Here is a 17,038-nt window from a genome sequence, read left to right on the forward strand (position 1 = left end):
TTACTTGCGGTCTTTCTGGGGACCCTGCTTGAGGGCCTTGAGGGCGGCCAGACTGTCGTTGATCTGGGGCAGGTCGATGCTGATCTCGGCCGAGGCCAGCTGCTTCAGGGTGTTCTGGGCGGTGGCGACGTTGCGGTCGCGGCCGTCGAAGAAGCGCGTCAGCCAGTCCTGGCTCACCTTGAGCTCGTTGCGGAAGGTCCACTGGTCGCGGGAGAGCAGCGCCAGCCGGGCGTTGAGCAGGCGCAGCTTGAGGTTCTCGCGCAGGTACAGGGACTGGTCCGGGGCGAGCAGGGCCGGTTCGGGGCGATCGAAGCGCTGGATGCGCACCAGGCCCTTCACCTCGTTCCAGATGTCGCTGCCGAGGCGGGCGAGCAGACCCGGCTCCTCGGCGCCCGCCTTGGCGTCCCTGCCCGGGGCGGTCTTGCTCGGCTCGTCGTTGCGCGGCCGGGTTTCGAAGGCGAGGGGCAGGTTGTCCACCGCCGCCACGGCGTTCTCCAGGCGCAGGCTCATGCCCGGCACATCGGCGTAGGGCAGGGACTTGAGCTTGTCCAGATCCCGGGCGATGGCCTTGCGCAGGGGCACCAGGCGCGGCTGCTCGGCCCGGGCCAGGCGCGCCTCGGCGGCCTGCAGGGCGGTGATGGCGGCCTGAATATTGCCGGCCAGCTGCAGCTGCTGGCTGGCGGCGCTCAGGTTCTGGTCGATCTCGGCGAGGAACTGTTCGTCCCGGTTGCGCGCCAGTTCCTGGTAGAGGTTCTCCAGGGCGGCCTGCTGGCTCTGGGATTCGGCGAGCTTGGCTTCGAGGGCGCCGACCTTGGCGGTCAACTGGGCGGTGGCGTCCTGGGATTGCCGGGCCAGGGTGCGCGCCTCGCGCACCAGGGTGTCGCTATCGGCCAGGCGCTTGGCCACTTCCTGTTGGGTGCCGGTGAGCTTGCCCCGGGTTTCCAGCCACTGCCAGCCGGCCAGGCCGACGGCAGCCAGGGCCACCAGCAGCCAGGGATTGGCCCACACGCCCGGATGGGACTTGGCCTTGGGCGGCAGCGGGGACGCCGCAGGTGCGGCCGGGGCCGGGGCGGCGGCAGGCGCCGGGGAAGCGGGGGGCAGGTCGGGGGTGTCGTTCATGTTGTTGTGGCAGCGTCGGGTGGTCGCGGCCCGGGGCGCGGGCTGCGGGTCGGCCGAGGAAGGGGCCGGGTGGCGGCGTCAGATGCAGCGTGCAGCCGTCGACAGTCCCGATCTCAGCAGCTCTGCGGCCAATTATAGCCGGAGAGGCCCCGCAGCAAGCCGCTGTCGGCGGGCGGGGTGAGGATGATGGCATGGTGGCCGAGCTGTTCGGCGGTTTCGGCGATGCGGGCGTGGGGCACGAAGGTGGGCAGGGCGGCCAGCCGGCCGCGCAAGTCGGCGGGCAGCAGGTCGTGCAGGTGGCGCAGGCCCTCGGAAGAGCTGATGGTCAAGGCGTCGATGCGTCCGGCGGCGAGCGCCTCGGCCAGGGCCCGGCCCCCGTCGGCGGGGCCGCGCCGGGTATAACAGGTGACGTGCTCCACCGTGGCGCCGCGGGTGCGCAGGGTGTCGGCGAGCAGTTCCCGCCCGCCGTCGCCGCGAAAGATCACCACCTGCCAGCCGGCCACGTGCCACAGCTCGGTCATGGCCAGCAGGCCTTCGGAGTCGAAGCGGTCGGCGGGCACCAGCACCCGGGGGGCGCCGTGCTCGCGCAGGGCGGTGGCGGTGGATTCGCCCACTGCCGCAGCGAGCAGGCCGGCGGGCCAGCCGCCCCGGGCGGCCAGGGCCGGGCCGAGGGCCGACCAGGCATGGTGCACGGCGTTGGGGCTGACGAAGGCGGCTAACTGGAAGTCGCCCAGCCGGGCGGCGGCATCCTGCAACGCCCGGGTATCGTCCACTGGCCCGATTTCCAGGGCCGGCAGCACCAGGGCCGTGCCGCCCAGGGCGGTGATGCCGGCGGCCAGATCGGCCGCCTGCTCGCGCGGGCGGGTGACCACCACGGTGCGGCCGGCCAAGGGCAGGGCGGTGGATGCGGTCACGGCGGAGCGCTGGGCTGTAGCTGCGCCGTCAGGCGCAGGCCAGGGCCTGGAGGATGGCGTCGGCGCCGCGGCCGATCAGCTCGCTGGCCAGGGCGTCGCCGAGCTTGGCGGCGTCGGCCAGGGTCGCCACCGAGCCACGGATCTCGCCCTCGATCCACTTGCTGGCGTCCGGGGTGGCGATGAAGCCGCGCAGCCACACCTGGCCGTTGTCCATCAGGGCGTAGCCGCCCAGGGGGATCTGGCAGCTGCCGCCCAGGCGGCGCGAGAAGGCCCGCTCGGCGGTGACGCAGAAGGCGGTGGTCGGATCGTTGAGCGGTGCCACGGCGGCGGCGATTTCCGGCCGGCCGGTGGGCACCTCGATGCCCAGGGCGCCCTGGCCCGGGGCGGGCAGGCTCACTTCCGGTGCCAGCACGGCGCGGATGCGGGATTCGAGGCCGAGACGGATCAGGCCGGCGGCGGCCAGCAGGATGGCGTCGTACTGGCCCTCGTCGAGCTTGCGCAGGCGGGTGTCCAGGTTGCCGCGCAGGCTGTGCACCTTGAGGTGGGGGTAGCGCTTCTTCAGCATCGCTTCGCGGCGCAGGCTGGAGGTGCCGACGACGGCGCCCTCGGGCAGTTCGTCCAGGCTCGCGTAGCGGGGCGAGACGAAGGCGTCGCGGGGATTCTCCCGGGCCGAGATGACCGGCAGGGCGAAGCCCTCGGGCAGCTCCATGGGCACGTCCTTCATGGAGTGCACCGCCAGGTCGGCGCGGCCTTCGGCCATGGCCACTTCCAGTTCCTTGATGAACAGCCCCTTGCCGCCGATGGTGGACAGGGGACGGTCGAGAATCTGGTCGCCCTTGGTGGTCATGCCCAGGATGACGACCTCGGAGGTGGGATATAAACTGCGGAGCCGGTCCCGCACGTGTTCTGCCTGCCACAGGGCAAGGCGCGATTCGCGGGAGGCGATGACCAGTCGGGCGTGGGACACGACAATTCTTCCGAAACGTTGGTAATGACGAAAATTCTAGCATGGGGGCGTGCCGTCGCCGCCGCTCTCACGCCCGTTTCGACGGGGTTTTCGCCCTTTTTCGGGCAACTTTTTCTCACCCCGGATTTGATCGGCGACAAGGCACCGGGGGCCGCGCGCCGCCATCGTGGCGTCCGCTTTGGTGCCGGTCTTGCCGCGGCGCTGTGCGTTTCGGCCTTGGCCGGCGTCGCGGTGGCGGCACCGGCCAGCGCGGCGGTGGACGAATTCGCCCCCCCGGCCGCCGAGGCGCCGCGTCTGCCGGCCAAGCTCACCCCGCTGCCCCGGGCCCGGGACCTGCAAGCCGAGGCGGCCCGTGCCGCCCGGGCCGGCCAGCCCCTGGTGGTGCTCTACAGCCGGCGCGACTGTCCCTGGTGCGAGCAGGTACGGCGCGAGTGGCTCAAGCCCCTGGCCGACCGCCAGACCGATCTGGTGGTGCGCCAGGTGGATCAGGACTCCAACGCCGCCTTGCGCGATTTCGCCGGCCAGGCCACCACCCATGGCGCCTTCGCCAAGGCGCGCCAGGTGACCCTGGTGCCGGTGGTGGCCTTCTACGGCCCCGACGGCCGGGAGCTGACCGCGGCCATCGTCGGCGTGCGCCTGCCCGATTTCTACGCCGCCTACCTGGACGAGTCGCTCAAGGCCGCCCGGGCGGCCCTCCTGGCACCGCCCCGGCGCTGAGCAATTTTCCTGCGCCGGGGGTATTTCTGCGGTATTTTTGCTGTCCAATTTCTGGCCCCCTGTTTTCGACTTTCACCCTTCGACTCTTCGGACCTTCCATGACGTTTTCCGTTGGCCATTCCGCCTACCCCGCCCATGACTCCGTGCCCGACCTGTCCAGCAAGGACAAGCCGCTCCGCGACGACATCCGCCTGCTCGGGCGGCTGATCGGCGACACCGTTCGCGATCAGGAGGGGGCCGAGACCTTCGCCGTGGTCGAAGAGGTTCGCCAGCTGGCGGTGCGTTTCGCCCGGGACGCCGACCAGGAGGCCCGCCAGCAGCTCGAAGCGCGGCTCGACAGCCTGCCCCGGGACACCATGATCTCGGTGGTGCGCGCCTTCACCTACTTCCTGCACCTGGCCAACATCGCCGAGGACCAGCACCACATCCGCCGCCGCCGCGCCCACGACATCGCCGGCTCGAAAGCCCGGGAGGGCGACCTGGCCCACACCCTGGACCGGCTCGCCGCCGAGGGCGTGGCCCCGGAAACCCTGGCCGACTGCCTGGCCAACGCCCTGGTCTCGCCGGTGCTCACCGCCCACCCCACCGAAGTCCAGCGCAAGAGCATCCTGCGCAGCGAGCGGGCCATCGCTCGCCACCTGGATGCCCGCGACCGCACCAAGCTGACCCCGGAAGAGGAGGCGGAGAACGACGAGGCCCTGGCCACCGCCGTGCTCACCCTGTGGCGCACCCGCATGCTGCGTCCCCAGCGCCTGCGCGTGATCGACGAGGTGAAGAACGGCATCGCCTTCTACGACGACACCTTCTTCGCCGAAGTGCCGCGCCTGTATGGCCGACTCGAAGACCTGCTGCAGGCCCGCTACCCGGAGCAGGACTGGAATCTGCCGGCCTTCTTCCGCCTTGGCAGCTGGATCGGCGGCGACCGGGACGGCAACCCCTTCGTCACCGCCGACATCCTGCGCTGGGCCCTGCGCCTGCAATCGTCGGCGGCCCTGGAGCACTACCTGGACGAAGTGCACACCCTGGGCGGCGAGCTGCCCCTGTCGGAAATGCTGGTGCCGGTCAGCGAGCCCCTGCGCGCCCTGGCCGCCCACTCGCCGGACGCCTCGCCGCACCGTCAGGACGAGCCCTACCGGCGCGCCCTGATCGGCATCTACGCCCGCCTGGCGGCCACCTCCCGGGCCCTGGACCACCACGAACCGGTGCGTCATGAGAAAGGCGAGGCCCCGGCCTACGCCAGCCCGGCCGAATTCGAGGCCGACCTGGCGGTGCTGGCCGAATCCCTCAACAGCCACGGCGGCGCCCGCCTCGCCAAGGGGCGCCTGAAGCGGCTGCAGCGGGCCGTGCAGGTGTTCGGCTTCCACCTGGCCCCCATCGACCTGCGCCAGAACTCGGACGTGCACGAGCGCACCGTGGCCGAACTGCTCGCTCTGGCCGGCCGCTGCGAGGACTATTCGTCCCTGACCGAGGACGAGCGCATCGTGCTGCTCGCCAGCGAACTGGAATCGCCGCGCCTGCTGCACTCGCCCTACCTCAACTACGGCGACGAGACCCGGGGCGAGCTGGCCATCTTCTTCGCCGCCCGGGAACTGCGCGAGCGTTACGGCGACGCGGCCCTGCCCAACTGCATCATCTCCAAGACCGACGGCGCTTCCGACCTGCTCGAACTGGCCCTGCTGCTCAAGGAAGCCGGCCTGCTCACCTTCGAGCAGGGCGAGCCGTCCCTGGCGGTGAACATCATTCCGTTGTTCGAGACCATCGGCGACTTGCAGGCCTCCGGTCCGACCATGGCCCGCCTGCTCGACCTGCCGGTGTACCGCCGCCTGGTGGCCTCGCGCCAGGACACCCAGGAAGTGATGCTCGGCTATTCCGATAGCAACAAGGACGGCGGCTTCCTCACCTCCGGCTGGGAGCTGTACAAGGCCGAGACCGCCCTGACCGCAGTGACCGCCGCCCACGGCGTACGCCTGCGCCTGTTCCACGGCCGCGGCGGTTCCGTCGGCCGGGGCGGCGGCCCCAGCTACCAGGCCATCCTGGCCCAGCCCAAGGGCGCGGTGCAGGGGCAGATCCGCATCACCGAGCAGGGCGAGGTGATCGGCGCTAAGTACGCCAACCCGGAAATCGGCCGGCGCAACCTGGAGATCCTGGTGGCTGCCACCCTGGAGGCCTCCCTCCTCGACCCGGAGAAGGAGGCGAGCAGCGACGGCAACGGTGCCCAGGCCTACTACCCGATCATGGAGCGCCTCTCCGACCTGGCTTTCGGCGCCTACCGCAACCTGGTCTACGAGACCCCGGGCTTCGTCCAGTACTTCCGCGAATCGACGCCCATTGCCGAGATCGCCGACCTCAACATCGGCAGCCGCCCGGCCTCGCGCAAGGCGTCCGACCGCATCGAGGATCTGCGCGCCATCCCCTGGGTGTTCTCCTGGTCCCAGTGCCGCCTGATGCTGCCCGGCTGGTACGGCTTTGGTTCGGCGGTGGAACAGTGGCTGACCGAGGTGGGCGAGCCTGCCGGCATAGCCCGCTTGCAGGCCATGTACCGCACCTGGCCGTTCTTCCGTGCCCTGCTCTCGAACATGGACATGGTGTTGGCCAAGACCGACCTGGGCATCGCCTCGCGCTACGCCGGCCTGGTGGCCGACGCCGCGCTGCGCGAGCAGGTGTTCGGCCGCATCGTCGCCGAATGGCAGCGCACCCAGCGGGCGCTGCTGGCCATTGCCGGACAGAGCGAGCTGCTCGCCGACAACCCGCTGCTCAAGCGCTCGATCCGCAACCGCTTCCCCTACATGGACCCGCTCAACCACGTTCAGGTCGAACTGCTGCGCCGCCACCGGGCCGGGGAGACCGACGAGCGGGTGCGCCGCGGCATCCACATCTCGATCAACGGCATCGCCGCCGGCCTGCGCAACAGCGGCTGACGGCGGCGGCCCCGGGGCTCGCTTGCCCGGGGCCGGTCGGGGCATCGTGGGGGGGCCGGATACGGCGGGCGCTCGCTGGACCAAGTCGGCCAGGGGGCGGATAGCCCCGTAGCCCGGCCAGACACCCCTACGAGCTCGGGCGCGCAGAGGATGTCCCTGTCAAACCCTAGAACTGGCGCCATTCTTCAGGTACCCCCTCTGGAGAATGGCGTCTTTATTGATGTCTGGAGGATGTGCCTTGGAAAAGCCCGTGGATAGTGGCGTTCCGCCTAGCGGACAAAAACCCGCCAGCCAGCGGCCGGAAACGCCGGACTTCTGGGACAAGCGCTTCGCCGAAGGGGTGATGCCCTGGGATGCGGGCAGCCTGGAACGGCTGCCGGCCGCCTTCCGCACCTTCTTCGCCGGCCACCCGGCCTGCCGCGTGCTGATCCCCGGTTGCGGCACCGCCTACGAGGCGGGCCACCTGGACGCCGCCGGTCACCGGGTCACCGCCCTGGATTTCTCCCGGGAGGCGGTGCTCAAGGCCGAGGCCCAGCTGGCCGGCTGGGGGGGCAAGCTGTTGTGCGCCGATTTCTTCGCCCACGCGCCGGAGGCGGCCTACGACCTGGTGTTCGAGCGCGCCTTCCTGTGCGCCCTGCCGCGCAAGATGTGGCCCGACTACGCCGCCGCCATGGCCCGCCTGGTGGCGCCGGGCGGCCTGCTGGCCGGGTTCTTCGTGGTCGGCGAGGAAGCGGGGGGGCCGCCCTTCGCCATCGATCCGGCCCGCCTCGAAGCGCTGCTGGCGCCCCACTTCGTGCGCGAGACGGACGACGCCGTGAGCGATTCGCTACCCGTCTTCGCCGGCCGCGAGCGCTGGCAGGTGTGGCGGCGCCGCGATGCCGCGGCTCCGCGCTGATCGAGGTCGGGCGATGAGCGCAGCGCCGTTGCCGGGGCCTCTGCCGCTGCAGATCCGCACCGCCACCCTGGCGGACCTGCCCGCCTTGCAAGCCCTGTACCGGCGCTGCCGCGCCCAGGCCGACTGGCTGCCCGCGGCGTCCAGGGCTACGGCGGATTTCGCCACGGATTCCCTGGGCGAACTGGTCCTGGTGGCGCATTCGCTGCCGAGCGCGGCGCGGGATGGCCACGTGGCCGGCTTTGTCGCGGTATGGGAGCCGGACGCCTTCATCCACCACCTCTACGTGGCGCCGGAATGCCGCCGCCAGGGCGTGGCCGGGCAACTGCTGGCGGCCCTGGCGATCCGGGTGGCGCCGCCCTGGCGCCTCAAGTGCCTGTGCGCCAACCACGGCGCCCTGGCTTTCTATGCCCGGGCCAACGCCCGGGAAGTGGGGCGGGGCGCCGGGGATGACGGTCCCTACGTCGAGCTGGAACTGCCGCCGTCCGCCGCAGCCCTGACCCGCGCCTGAGTCCCGCTTCTGGCGCCTGCGCCGGGGTTGCGCTTTCTGGCGGCGCGCCTCCAGGGGCTAGGGACTAGGGCCGCGGGGGAGGGCTTACAGGCCGAAGAAGGCCTTCACCCGGTCGAGCATGTCGCCCAGGTGGCGCGGCGGGGTCGGCGGTTCGCCGGTGTTGGCGGCGGCGCGTAGCGCGTCGAGCTGCTGCTGGCGGGCCAGCAGCCGGGGGGTGAGGGCCTCCACCAGCTCGGGGCGGCGGTGCAGGATCGCCTCGAAGGTGCTCTTGTCGAGGCGGTAGGCCTCCACGTCGGTCTTGGCCAGCACCGTGTTGGCCCGGGGCACCCCGGTCATTAGGCCCAGCTCGCCGAACACCTGGCCGGCCTCGATGGTCTCGATCAGGATGTGCTCGCCCCGCTCCGACTGGTACCAGGCCTCGGCCGTGCCGCTGATGACGATGTACAGCCAGTGGGCCACGGCGCCCTGGCGGGTCATGGCGTCACCGGCGGCAAAGGGGGCGTACACCAGGCCGTCGGCCACCTGGAGCCGCTCGTCCTCGTTGAGGGGGGCGAACAGGGCCACGTTCTCCAGGGCCTTGATGCGCCGCTGCCGTTCCCGTTCCAGCACGTGGCGGCGGTGCTTGTCGCCTTCCTGTACCACATGCACCACCTGGTCGGGCAGGGCGATGCGCAGGCCCTGGCGCTGCAGGGCGGTAAGGACGTGGCGGCGCACCACGGAATCGGTCGGGTCGTCCTGCAAGGCGTCGGTGAGCCAGTAGCGCAGGGCGTAATGGACGTAGCCGGGGTTGAATTCCATGACCACGCAGGAAGGCGGCGGGGCCTTGGCCACGCAGGGAATGTCGGCCTCGGCGACACTGGCCTCGGCCAGGCGGATCACCTCGGCGCTGGGCACGCTGTAATCCACCGAGAACCACACCCAGCGGCGCCAGCGCACCTCACCCAGTTCCGGGTCGGTGATGAGGATGTACTTGCCCTTCATCAGGTGGCTGTTGGGGATGATCACGGTCTCGCCGTTGCGCGTGCGGATCGAGGTGTAGCGCCACTTGATCTGGGTCACCTGGCCCGATTGGTCGTCTACCTTGATCCAGTCCCCCAGGCGCAGCGAGCTGTCGAATTGCAGGGCCAGGCCGGCCAGGATGTTGCCGAGGGTGTCCTGCATGGCGAAGCCGATCACGGCGGTGAACACCGCCGAGGTGGCGAGCAGGCCGGTCAGGTTGACCCCGCCGGCGGAGAGCCGCGACAGCACCCACAGCAGGTAGCCGAGGAGCACCACCAGGTCCTCGACGATGCGCGGCGAGACCATGCCGAGGCGTTCCAGGGCGAGGCGGAACAGGGTCATGCCGGCCAGGCGGATGACGATGAAACCCTCGGCCAGGATCAGGGTTTCCTGCAGCACCCGGGTGGCCCGGGGGTAGCCGGTGCGTTCCAGCAGCACCGCGACCAGCTCGGCGATGAGGCAGGCGGTAAAGACGATGGCGGTGTTGCGCACCCGCCGCCGCCGCATCGGCAGGCCGACCCAGAGCAGCAGCGAGAGAACCAGGACCGCCCCGGTGACTTCGCTCAGGGGGTCGTGCCACCAGGCGGCGAGCAGGCCGGACAGGGAGGGGGTCATGCCGGTTCCCGCAGCAGGGCCTTCACCTGGGGCCACTGGCGGCGGCTGATGGGCAGGCGCTCGTCGAGCCCGCGCACCAGGGCCACCCAGTGCTCGCCGCCGGCCAGGGCATCGCCCGTATCGCCGGGGGCGCCTTCGCCGCTGCGCGCCCGCTCCACGCCGGTCAGGGCGTTGCGGGCGAGCAGCACGGCCCGGTGCAGGCGGACGAAGCGCTCGGCGAATTCCTGCTCCAGGCGCACCAGGGATTCGTCGAGGAGGAATTCCCGTTCCTGGGTGCGCGCCACCACGTACTTGGTGTCGGCGCGCAGGTAGAGGATGGACTCCACCGGCACCAGCAGGATACGGCCGCGCTCGTGGCAGGAGAGGAAGCGCCGTCCGCCGGCCTGGAGCTTGTCGCGCAGCCCGGCCAGGGTGGCCGGGTCGGAACTGCCGCTGGCGGCCCCGGTCTCGCCGCGCCGCCGCTTAACCTTCTCCAGGGCGGCGGCCAACCGGGCGATGCGCACCGGCTTGACCAGGTAGTCCACCGCGTCCACCTCGAAGGCTTGCAGGGCGTAGTCGTCGAAGGCGGTGGCGAAGATCACCCCCGGGGATTCCTCCGGGCGGCGCACCAGGTGCTGGGCCAGTTCCAGACCGTCCATGCGCGGCATGCGGATGTCGACGATGACCACGTCGGGGCGGTTCTCCGGCGCAGCGCCGACGATCAGGGCCAGGGCGGCTTCGCCGTCCTCGGCCTCGCCGACCACTCGGGTCGGCAGGGTCGGCTCCAGGTCGCTGAGCAGGTTGCGCAGGCGCTCCCGGGCGAGGCTTTCATCGTCGACGAGCAGGATCTTGAGAGTGGCGTCGGTCATGGTGGCGAAGGGTGGAAAGAGGCAGGGCGGTCAGTGGGGGACGGTCACGGGCAGGCGGATGCGCACCACGTAACGGCCGGTTTCAAAGCCGGCGTCGAGCCGGGCTTCCAAATCGAAATGCAGGGACAGGCGTTCGCGCACGTTGGCCAGCGCCATGCGGTTGCCGCTGCTGTGGGCGGCCTGGGGCGTGGCGTCGTTGACGATGGCGATGACGATGGCGTCGTCGTCCCGGGAGAAGGCGATGCGCACTGGCCCCGGGTCGGCGAGGGGCTCGACGCCATGATAGACGGCGTTTTCCACCAGGGGCTGCAACATCAGCGGTGGCACCCGGGTTTCGCCGGGGACGTCGGCGATGTGCCATTCCACCTGCAGGCGCTCGCCCAGGCGCAGTTTTTCCAGGTCCAGGTACTGGCGCGTCAGGGCGATCTCGTCGGACAGGGGCGTCAGTTCCCGGGCGTCGCGCATCAGTACCCGGATCAGGTCGGCCAGTTCTTCCAGGGCGGTTTCGGCCCGCTTGGGGTCGCGGCGGATGGTGCCGAGCACCGCGTTCAGGCTGTTGAATAGGAAGTGGGGACGGATGCGGGCGTTGAGCGCCTGCAGCCGGGCCTCGGCCACGGCCTTGGGAAAGGCCCGGGCGCGCAGTTCGAAGTAGAGCAGCATCACGCCGGTGCCGGCGGCGGCGAGCAGGGAGGCCCGGGCCAGTTCGTCGGCGCGGGCCTCGGTCATGCCGAAGAAGCGCCAGAAATCGAACAGCATCACGGTGAGCATCATCACGCCGAGCAGCACCGCCCCCTGGGCCGCCCGGGGCGGCAGGCGGCGCAGGGCGTCGCGGCCGGTCGCCAGGATCGGCAGGGCGGTGAGCAGCAGAGGTTCGACGAAGGCGGCGAACTGGATGAACACCCAGGGCCAGTCCATCAGGTGATGGGCCTTGATCAGGGCGGCGACCATGGTCAGGGCATTGACCCCGAGCATGATGCGCAGCCACACCCCAAGGTTGCGGGTGTCCGGCAGCAGGGACGAGGCCGGGCTCCCCGGGGGGGAGGGCGGGTTTTGCCGTATACTTTCCGTTTTATCCATGGTTTCCGGACTGCTCCGGGCGGGTTGTGCGCATCGCGTCGATGCGACTGGCCCGCGCATTGTAGTCCATGCATCTACCCATCATGAGCCAATCCCCCACTTCCTCCGCTCCCGCCAACTACACTTGGGCCGGCCGCTTCTCCGAGCCCATGTCCGACCTGGTCAAGCGCTACACCGCCTCGGTCGACTTCGATCAGCGCCTGTGGCGCCAGGATATCCGCGGCTCCCTCGCCCACGCCAAGATGCTGGCCAAGCAGGGCATCATCGCCGCCTCTGACCTGGCCGACATCGAGCGGGGCATGGCCCAGATCGTCAGCGAGATCGAATCCGGCCAGTTCGAATGGCAACTCGATCTGGAGGACGTGCACCTCAACATCGAAAAGCGCCTCACCGCCCTGGTGGGCGACGCCGGCAAGCGCCTGCACACCGGCCGTTCGCGCAACGACCAGGTGGCCACCGACATCCGCCTGTGGCTGCGCGACACCATCGATTCCATCGTCGCCCTGATCCAGCAGTTCCAGACCGCCCTGCTGGTGCTGGCCGAGAAGGAAGCGGCCACGCCGATGCCCGGCTCCACCCACCTGCAAGTGGCTCAGCCGGTCACCTTCGGCCACCACCTGCTGGCCTACTTCGAGATGACCCAGCGCGACAAGGAGCGCTTCCTCGACTGCCGCAAGCGCGTCAGCCGCCTGCCCCTGGGCTCCGCCGCCCTGGCCGGCACCACCTACCCGATCGACCGGGAATTCGTGGCTAAAGAGTTGGGCTTCGACGGCGTCTGCGAGAACTCCCTGGACGCCGTCTCCGACCGGGACTTCGGCATCGAATTCTGCGCCGCCTGTTCCCTGCTGATGACCCACTTCTCGCGCTTGTCTGAGGAGCTGGTGCTGTGGATGAACCCGCGCTTCGGCTTCGTCAAGATCGCCGACCGCTTCTGCACCGGCAGCTCGATCATGCCGCAGAAGAAGAACCCGGACGTGCCCGAACTGGCCCGGGGCAAGACCGGCCGCACCAACGGCAACCTGGTGGCCCTGCTCACCCTGATGAAGGGCCAGCCCCTGGCCTACAACAAGGACAACCAGGAAGACAAGGAACCCCTGTTCGACTCCGCCGATACGGTGATCGACACCCTGCGCATCTTCGCCGACATGATGGCCGGCATCGAAGCCCGCCCCGAGCGCATGCGCGGCGCCCTGGCCGAAGGCTTCGCCACCGCCACCGACCTGGCCGACTACCTGGCCAAGAAGGGCCTGCCCTTCCGCGAAGCCCACGAGGTGGTGGGCCTGGCGGTCAAGGCCGCCGAAGCCCAGGGCAAGGACCTGGCCGACCTGACCCTGGCCGAACTGCAAGCCTTCTCCCCCCTGGTCCAGTCCGACGTGGCCACCTGCCTGACCATCGAAGGGTCGTTGGCGGCGCGCAACCACATCGGCGGGACCGCGCCGGAGCAGGTCAAGGCGGCGGTGGCGCGGGCGAAGAGCCGGGTCTGACGCAGACCGTTGCCGGTAATGAAAAAGCCGCCCCGTGGGGCGGCTTTTTTTATCTGCTGATCGGCGCAATGGCCCTTGGCGTACTCATGTCCGTTGCGGGTTCTGGAAGCTTCGCGATTACCTTGATCTCGAACTGAAAACCCGAGAGCCACGTTACCCCAATACCTGTCAGCGTCGGGTGTGGTGCATCGCCCCAGTACTCGGAGACCACCTTCCAAATTGGTTCGAGCTGCGAAGCGGGATCGACAATGAAGATCGTCACGTCGATCACATCCTGGAACGTGCAATCGGCTGCTGACAGGATCGCATTCAGATTCTCGAACGCAAGCCGGACCTGGGCTTCCAAATTGGGTTCTGGCGAACCGTCTGGCAGGCTCCCAACTTGCCCCGATACAAAAAGAAGGCCATTGGCGCGGATCGCAGGCGAGTACCGATTCTTTTCATATAGCGCTTGACGCCCCGCCGGAAAAACAACGTCGCGTGCAGTCATGGATGGGCTCTTTCACAATGTAATGGATGGGGGGAAGTGGGGGCGGCACCGCGACGACAATGCACGTGATGGCATCCGAAAACGCGCGCGCCGCCAGTGTTTTCTCTGCAACTGAATGGCATATCCCACGAATGGATTTTAAGAGCTCGCGGTTTGAGCAATAAACAAGCAAGACGCACAATCACTGTTTGCGATACCCAAACAATCATCGATGCGTCAGGAGCAAAAATGGATCGTTTCGATGCACTGCAGGCCTTTGTCCGCGTAGTGGAGGCCGGCAGCTTTACCAAGGCAGCGCAGACGCTTGGCATCAGCAAGACCACGGTGACGCAATTGGTGCAACAGTTGGAGGCCAGGCTGTGTGTCAAACTTTTGAATCGCACCACGCGCCAAGTCAGGGTGACCGCCGAGGGGGCGGCCTATTACGGGCGTGTGGTGAGCCTCTTGGCCGACCTTGAAGATGCCGATGCCGGTGTGTCCCATGCCGTGGCAGCCCCTAAGGGGCGTCTCCGCGTGGATGTGCCCAGCCCACTCGCCAGCATGATCCTGATACCGGCGTTACCGATGTTTCATGCGCGCTATCCCGACATCCAGTTCGATATGGGAGTGAGTGACCGGACCGTTGATGTGATCGGCGATAACGTGGATTGCGTTCTCCGTGGCGGGGAGCTTGCCGACTCGTCCTTGATGGCCCGTCGTGTGGGTGAGCTTGAGTTCGGTGTGTATGCCGCTCCCCGTTATTTGGAGCGTGCGGGGGAGCCCTTTCATCCCCGTGAATTGGAAGGTATCGACCACCGTATTGTGGGTTTCTTGCGTGCGACCAGTGGTAAGACGGTTCCGTTATCCATGTGGCGTGATAACGAGCGCATTACTGTGCAAGGCCGTTATGTGGTGGCGGTCGATGACGGTAACGCTTACCTCGCAGCTGGACTTGCCGGGATGGGCATCGTTTGGTTGCCGCATTACATGGCAAATGCACACGTGGCATGCGGTGAGCTGCGAACACTATTCGACGGTTGGCGTGTCGCGACGATGCCGATATATGCGGTTTATCCACCTAACCGACATGTCAGCGCAAAGCTGAGAGTATTCATCGACTGGGTGACAGAGCTCATGGCACAACACGCTCCGGTTGGTGCGGCAGGGCTCGCTGAAATGAAGGTGTGAAGCCGATACGAGACCGCCCCTGAAGCGGAGCCCGGAGACGTGCTTCAGGGGACGGGACGCCTGGCCCAAATAGGTCAGGTGAGAGCTATAACGTCTACCGCTCAGGCCAGATCGAACCGATCGGCGTTCATCACCTTGGTCCAGGCGGCGATGAAGTCGTGGACGAACTTCTCCTTGTTGTCGTCCTGGGCATAGACCTCGGCGTAGGCGCGCAGCACCGAGTTGGAGCCGAACACCAGATCGACCCGGGTCGCGGTCCACTTCACGGTGCCGCTCTTGCGTTCGCGGATTTCGTACAGGTTCCGGCCGGCGGGCTTCCAGGTGTAGGCCATGTCGGTCAGATTGACGAAGAAGTCGTTGGTGAGCGCCCCGACCCGGTCGGTGAACACGCCGTGGCGGCTGCCGCCGTGGTTGGTGCCGAGCACGCGCAGGCCGCCGACCAGGACGGTCATCTCGCGGGCGGTGAGGCGCAGCAGCTGGGCCCGGTCGAGCAGCAGCTCTTCGGGGGTGACCACGTAGTGCTGTTTTTGCCAGTTGCGGAAGCCGTCGGCCAGGGGTTCGAGCACGTCAAAGGATTCGACGTCGGTCATTTCCGCCGTGGCGTCGCCGCGGCCCGGGGCGAAGGGCACCGCCACGTCGACGCCCGCCGCCTTGGCGGCCTGCTCGATGCCGAGGTTGCCGGCCAGGACGATGACGTCGGCGATGCTGGCGCCGGTCTCGGCAGCGATTTTTTCATAGACCGCCAGGGCCTTGGCCAGCCGGGCCGGTTCGTTGCCTTTCCAGTCCTTTTGCGGGGCGAGGCGGATGCGCGCGCCGTTGGCGCCGCCGCGCTTGTCCGAGCCGCGGAAGGTGCGGGCGCTGTCCCAGGCGGTGGCCACCATCTCGGCGATGGAGAGGCCGCTGGCGGCAATCCTGGCCTTCACCGCCGCTACGTCGTAGTCGTTGCGGCCGGCGGGGACCGGGTCTTGCCAGATCAGGTCTTCCTTCGGCACGTCCGGGCCGATGTAGCGGGCCTTGGGGCCCATGTCCCGGTGGGTCAGCTTGAACCAGGCCCGGGCGAAGACCTCCGAGAAATAGGCCTGGTCCTGGGCAAAGCGCTCGGCGATCTTGCGGTATTCCGGGTCGAACTTCATCGCCATGTCGGCGTCGGTCATGATCGGCTTGCGGCGGATCGACGGGTCCTCCACATCCACCGGCATGTCTTCTTCCTTGATGTTGACCGGTTCCCACTGGTGCGCGCCGGCCGGCGACTTTTGCAGCCACCAGTCGTAGCCGAGCAGCAGCTTGAAGTAGCCGTTGTCCCACTGGGTGGGGTGGGTGGTCCAGGCGCCTTCGATGCCGCTGGTCACCGTGTCGCGGCCGACGCCGCGGCCCGTGTGGTTGATCCAGCCCAGGCCCTGTTCTTCCAGTTCGGCCCCTTCGGGCGCCGGGCCCAGATTGGCGGCGCTGCCGTTGCCGTGGGCCTTGCCGACGGTGTGGCCGCCGGCGGTCAGGGCCACGGTCTCCTCGTCGTTCATGGCCATGCGGGCGAAGGTGACGCGGATGTCACGGGCGGTCTTGAGCGGGTCGGGCTGGCCGTCCACGCCTTCCGGGTTCACGTAGATCAGGCCCATCATCACGGCGGCCAGGGGGTTTTCCAGGTCGCGCTCGCCGGAATAGCGGCTGCCCTCGCTGCCGGTGGGGGCCAGCCATTCCTTCTCGGACCCCCAGTAGATGTCCTTTTCCGGGTGCCAGATGTCTTCCCGGCCGAAGCCGAAGCCGAAGGTCTTGAGGCCCATCGACTCGTAGGCCATGGTGCCGGCCAGCACGATCAGGTCGGCCCAGCTCAGCTTGTTGCCGTACTTTTTCTTGATCGGCCAGAGCAGGCGGCGGGCCTTGTCCAGGTTGGCGTTGTCCGGCCAGGAATTGAGCGGGGCGAAGCGCTGGTTGCCGGTGCCGGCGCCGCCGCGGCCGTCGGCGATGCGGTAGGTGCCCGCCGCGTGCCAGGCCATGCGGATCATCAGGCCGCCGTAGTGGCCCCAGTCGGCGGGCCACCAGTCCTGGCTGTCGGTCATCAGCGCCTTCAGGTCGTTCTTCAGGGCGGCCACGTCGAGCTTCTTGACCTCGTCCCGGTAGTTGAAGTCCGGGCCCATCGGGTCGGTCTTGGTGTCGTGCTGGTGCAGGATGTCCAGGTTTAACGCCTTGGGCCACCAGGCCGCGTTCGACATGCTCGCCGAGGTCGTGCTGCCGTGCATGACGGGGCATTGGCCAGCGGGATTAGCAGGGTGCGCGCTCGTGTTCGCCATCTTTCGCTCCTTTTTTTGCGGGATGAGTGGACTGC

General features: G+C 68.7%; 14 protein-coding genes. 6 read left to right on the forward strand and 8 right to left on the reverse strand.

What is annotated here, in order from left to right:
- The 3 genes from OTERR_RS02890 to hemC all read right to left on the reverse strand — a co-directional run bounded on the left by OTERR_RS02890 (nucleotide 1) and on the right by hemC (nucleotide 3,000).
- Nucleotides 1-1,119 (reverse strand): uroporphyrinogen-III C-methyltransferase, encoded by a 1,119-nt coding sequence (locus OTERR_RS02890; protein WP_054621019.1) that lies wholly within the window; start codon nucleotides 1,117-1,119, stop codon nucleotides 1-3.
- 113 nt (nucleotides 1,120-1,232) lie between these two features.
- Nucleotides 1,233-2,033, reverse strand: a complete 801-nt coding sequence (locus OTERR_RS02895) for a uroporphyrinogen-III synthase (RefSeq protein ID WP_082396849.1) — start codon at nucleotides 2,031-2,033, stop codon at nucleotides 1,233-1,235.
- A 28-nt stretch (nucleotides 2,034-2,061) separates the two neighbouring features.
- Complete coding sequence (gene hemC, locus OTERR_RS02900) at nucleotides 2,062-3,000, reverse strand: hydroxymethylbilane synthase (protein ID WP_054621020.1); 939 nt, start codon at nucleotides 2,998-3,000, stop codon at nucleotides 2,062-2,064.
- Nucleotides 3,001-3,126: 126 nt separating this feature from the next.
- Between hemC and OTERR_RS02905 the strand changes: the two genes are divergently transcribed.
- The 4 genes from OTERR_RS02905 (at nucleotide 3,127) to OTERR_RS02920 (ending at nucleotide 8,038) form a co-directional block, all read left to right on the forward strand.
- Nucleotides 3,127-3,717, forward strand: coding sequence for a thioredoxin fold domain-containing protein (locus tag OTERR_RS02905; RefSeq protein WP_149424803.1), 591 nt, complete (start codon nucleotides 3,127-3,129; stop codon nucleotides 3,715-3,717).
- A gap of 98 nt (nucleotides 3,718-3,815) precedes the next feature.
- Nucleotides 3,816-6,635, forward strand: a complete 2,820-nt coding sequence (ppc, locus tag OTERR_RS02910) for a phosphoenolpyruvate carboxylase (RefSeq protein WP_149424804.1) — start codon at nucleotides 3,816-3,818, stop codon at nucleotides 6,633-6,635.
- A gap of 250 nt (nucleotides 6,636-6,885) precedes the next feature.
- The gene (locus OTERR_RS02915; RefSeq protein ID WP_054621074.1) at nucleotides 6,886-7,530 is read left to right on the forward strand and encodes a methyltransferase domain-containing protein; all 645 of its coding nucleotides are present in this window, start codon (nucleotides 6,886-6,888) and stop codon (nucleotides 7,528-7,530) included.
- A 13-nt stretch (nucleotides 7,531-7,543) separates the two neighbouring features.
- Complete coding sequence (locus tag OTERR_RS02920; RefSeq protein ID WP_187775288.1) at nucleotides 7,544-8,038, forward strand: GNAT family N-acetyltransferase; 495 nt, start codon at nucleotides 7,544-7,546, stop codon at nucleotides 8,036-8,038.
- Between the two features lie 84 nt (nucleotides 8,039-8,122).
- Here OTERR_RS02920 and OTERR_RS02925 read toward each other — a convergent pair whose 3' ends face one another.
- The 3 genes from OTERR_RS02925 to OTERR_RS02935 are packed head-to-tail and all read right to left on the reverse strand — an operon-like array spanning nucleotide 8,123 to nucleotide 11,577.
- Nucleotides 8,123-9,652 (reverse strand): mechanosensitive ion channel family protein, encoded by a 1,530-nt coding sequence (locus OTERR_RS02925; RefSeq protein ID WP_149424806.1) that lies wholly within the window; start codon nucleotides 9,650-9,652, stop codon nucleotides 8,123-8,125.
- Nucleotides 9,649-10,500, reverse strand: coding sequence for a LytR/AlgR family response regulator transcription factor (locus tag OTERR_RS02930; RefSeq protein ID WP_054621024.1), 852 nt, complete (start codon nucleotides 10,498-10,500; stop codon nucleotides 9,649-9,651). Before OTERR_RS02930 ends, OTERR_RS02925 begins: the two co-directional genes overlap by 4 nt.
- A gap of 30 nt (nucleotides 10,501-10,530) precedes the next feature.
- On the reverse strand, nucleotides 10,531-11,577 hold the full coding sequence (locus tag OTERR_RS02935; RefSeq protein WP_054621025.1) for a sensor histidine kinase: 1,047 nt from the start codon (nucleotides 11,575-11,577) through the stop codon (nucleotides 10,531-10,533).
- A gap of 83 nt (nucleotides 11,578-11,660) precedes the next feature.
- Between OTERR_RS02935 and argH the strand changes: the two genes are divergently transcribed.
- Complete coding sequence (argH, locus tag OTERR_RS02940) at nucleotides 11,661-13,061, forward strand: argininosuccinate lyase (protein WP_149424807.1); 1,401 nt, start codon at nucleotides 11,661-11,663, stop codon at nucleotides 13,059-13,061.
- A gap of 49 nt (nucleotides 13,062-13,110) precedes the next feature.
- Here argH and OTERR_RS02945 read toward each other — a convergent pair whose 3' ends face one another.
- Nucleotides 13,111-13,551, reverse strand: coding sequence for a RidA family protein (locus tag OTERR_RS02945; protein ID WP_054621027.1), 441 nt, complete (start codon nucleotides 13,549-13,551; stop codon nucleotides 13,111-13,113).
- A 228-nt stretch (nucleotides 13,552-13,779) separates the two neighbouring features.
- Here OTERR_RS02945 and OTERR_RS02950 point away from each other — a divergent pair, with 228 nt between their 5' ends.
- Nucleotides 13,780-14,718, forward strand: coding sequence for a LysR family transcriptional regulator (locus OTERR_RS02950; protein WP_149424808.1), 939 nt, complete (start codon nucleotides 13,780-13,782; stop codon nucleotides 14,716-14,718).
- Nucleotides 14,719-14,819: 101 nt separating this feature from the next.
- On the opposite strand, the gene katG is transcribed toward OTERR_RS02950, so the two are convergent.
- A complete protein-coding gene (gene katG, locus OTERR_RS02955) occupies nucleotides 14,820-16,952 on the reverse strand; it encodes a catalase/peroxidase HPI (RefSeq protein ID WP_246154294.1) in 2,133 nt (710 codons plus the stop codon).
- Nucleotides 16,953-17,038 lie beyond the last annotated feature (86 nt).

This window comes from Oryzomicrobium terrae, assembly GCF_008274805.1.
In the GTDB taxonomy this organism is placed as follows: domain Bacteria; phylum Pseudomonadota; class Gammaproteobacteria; order Burkholderiales; family Rhodocyclaceae; genus Oryzomicrobium; species Oryzomicrobium terrae.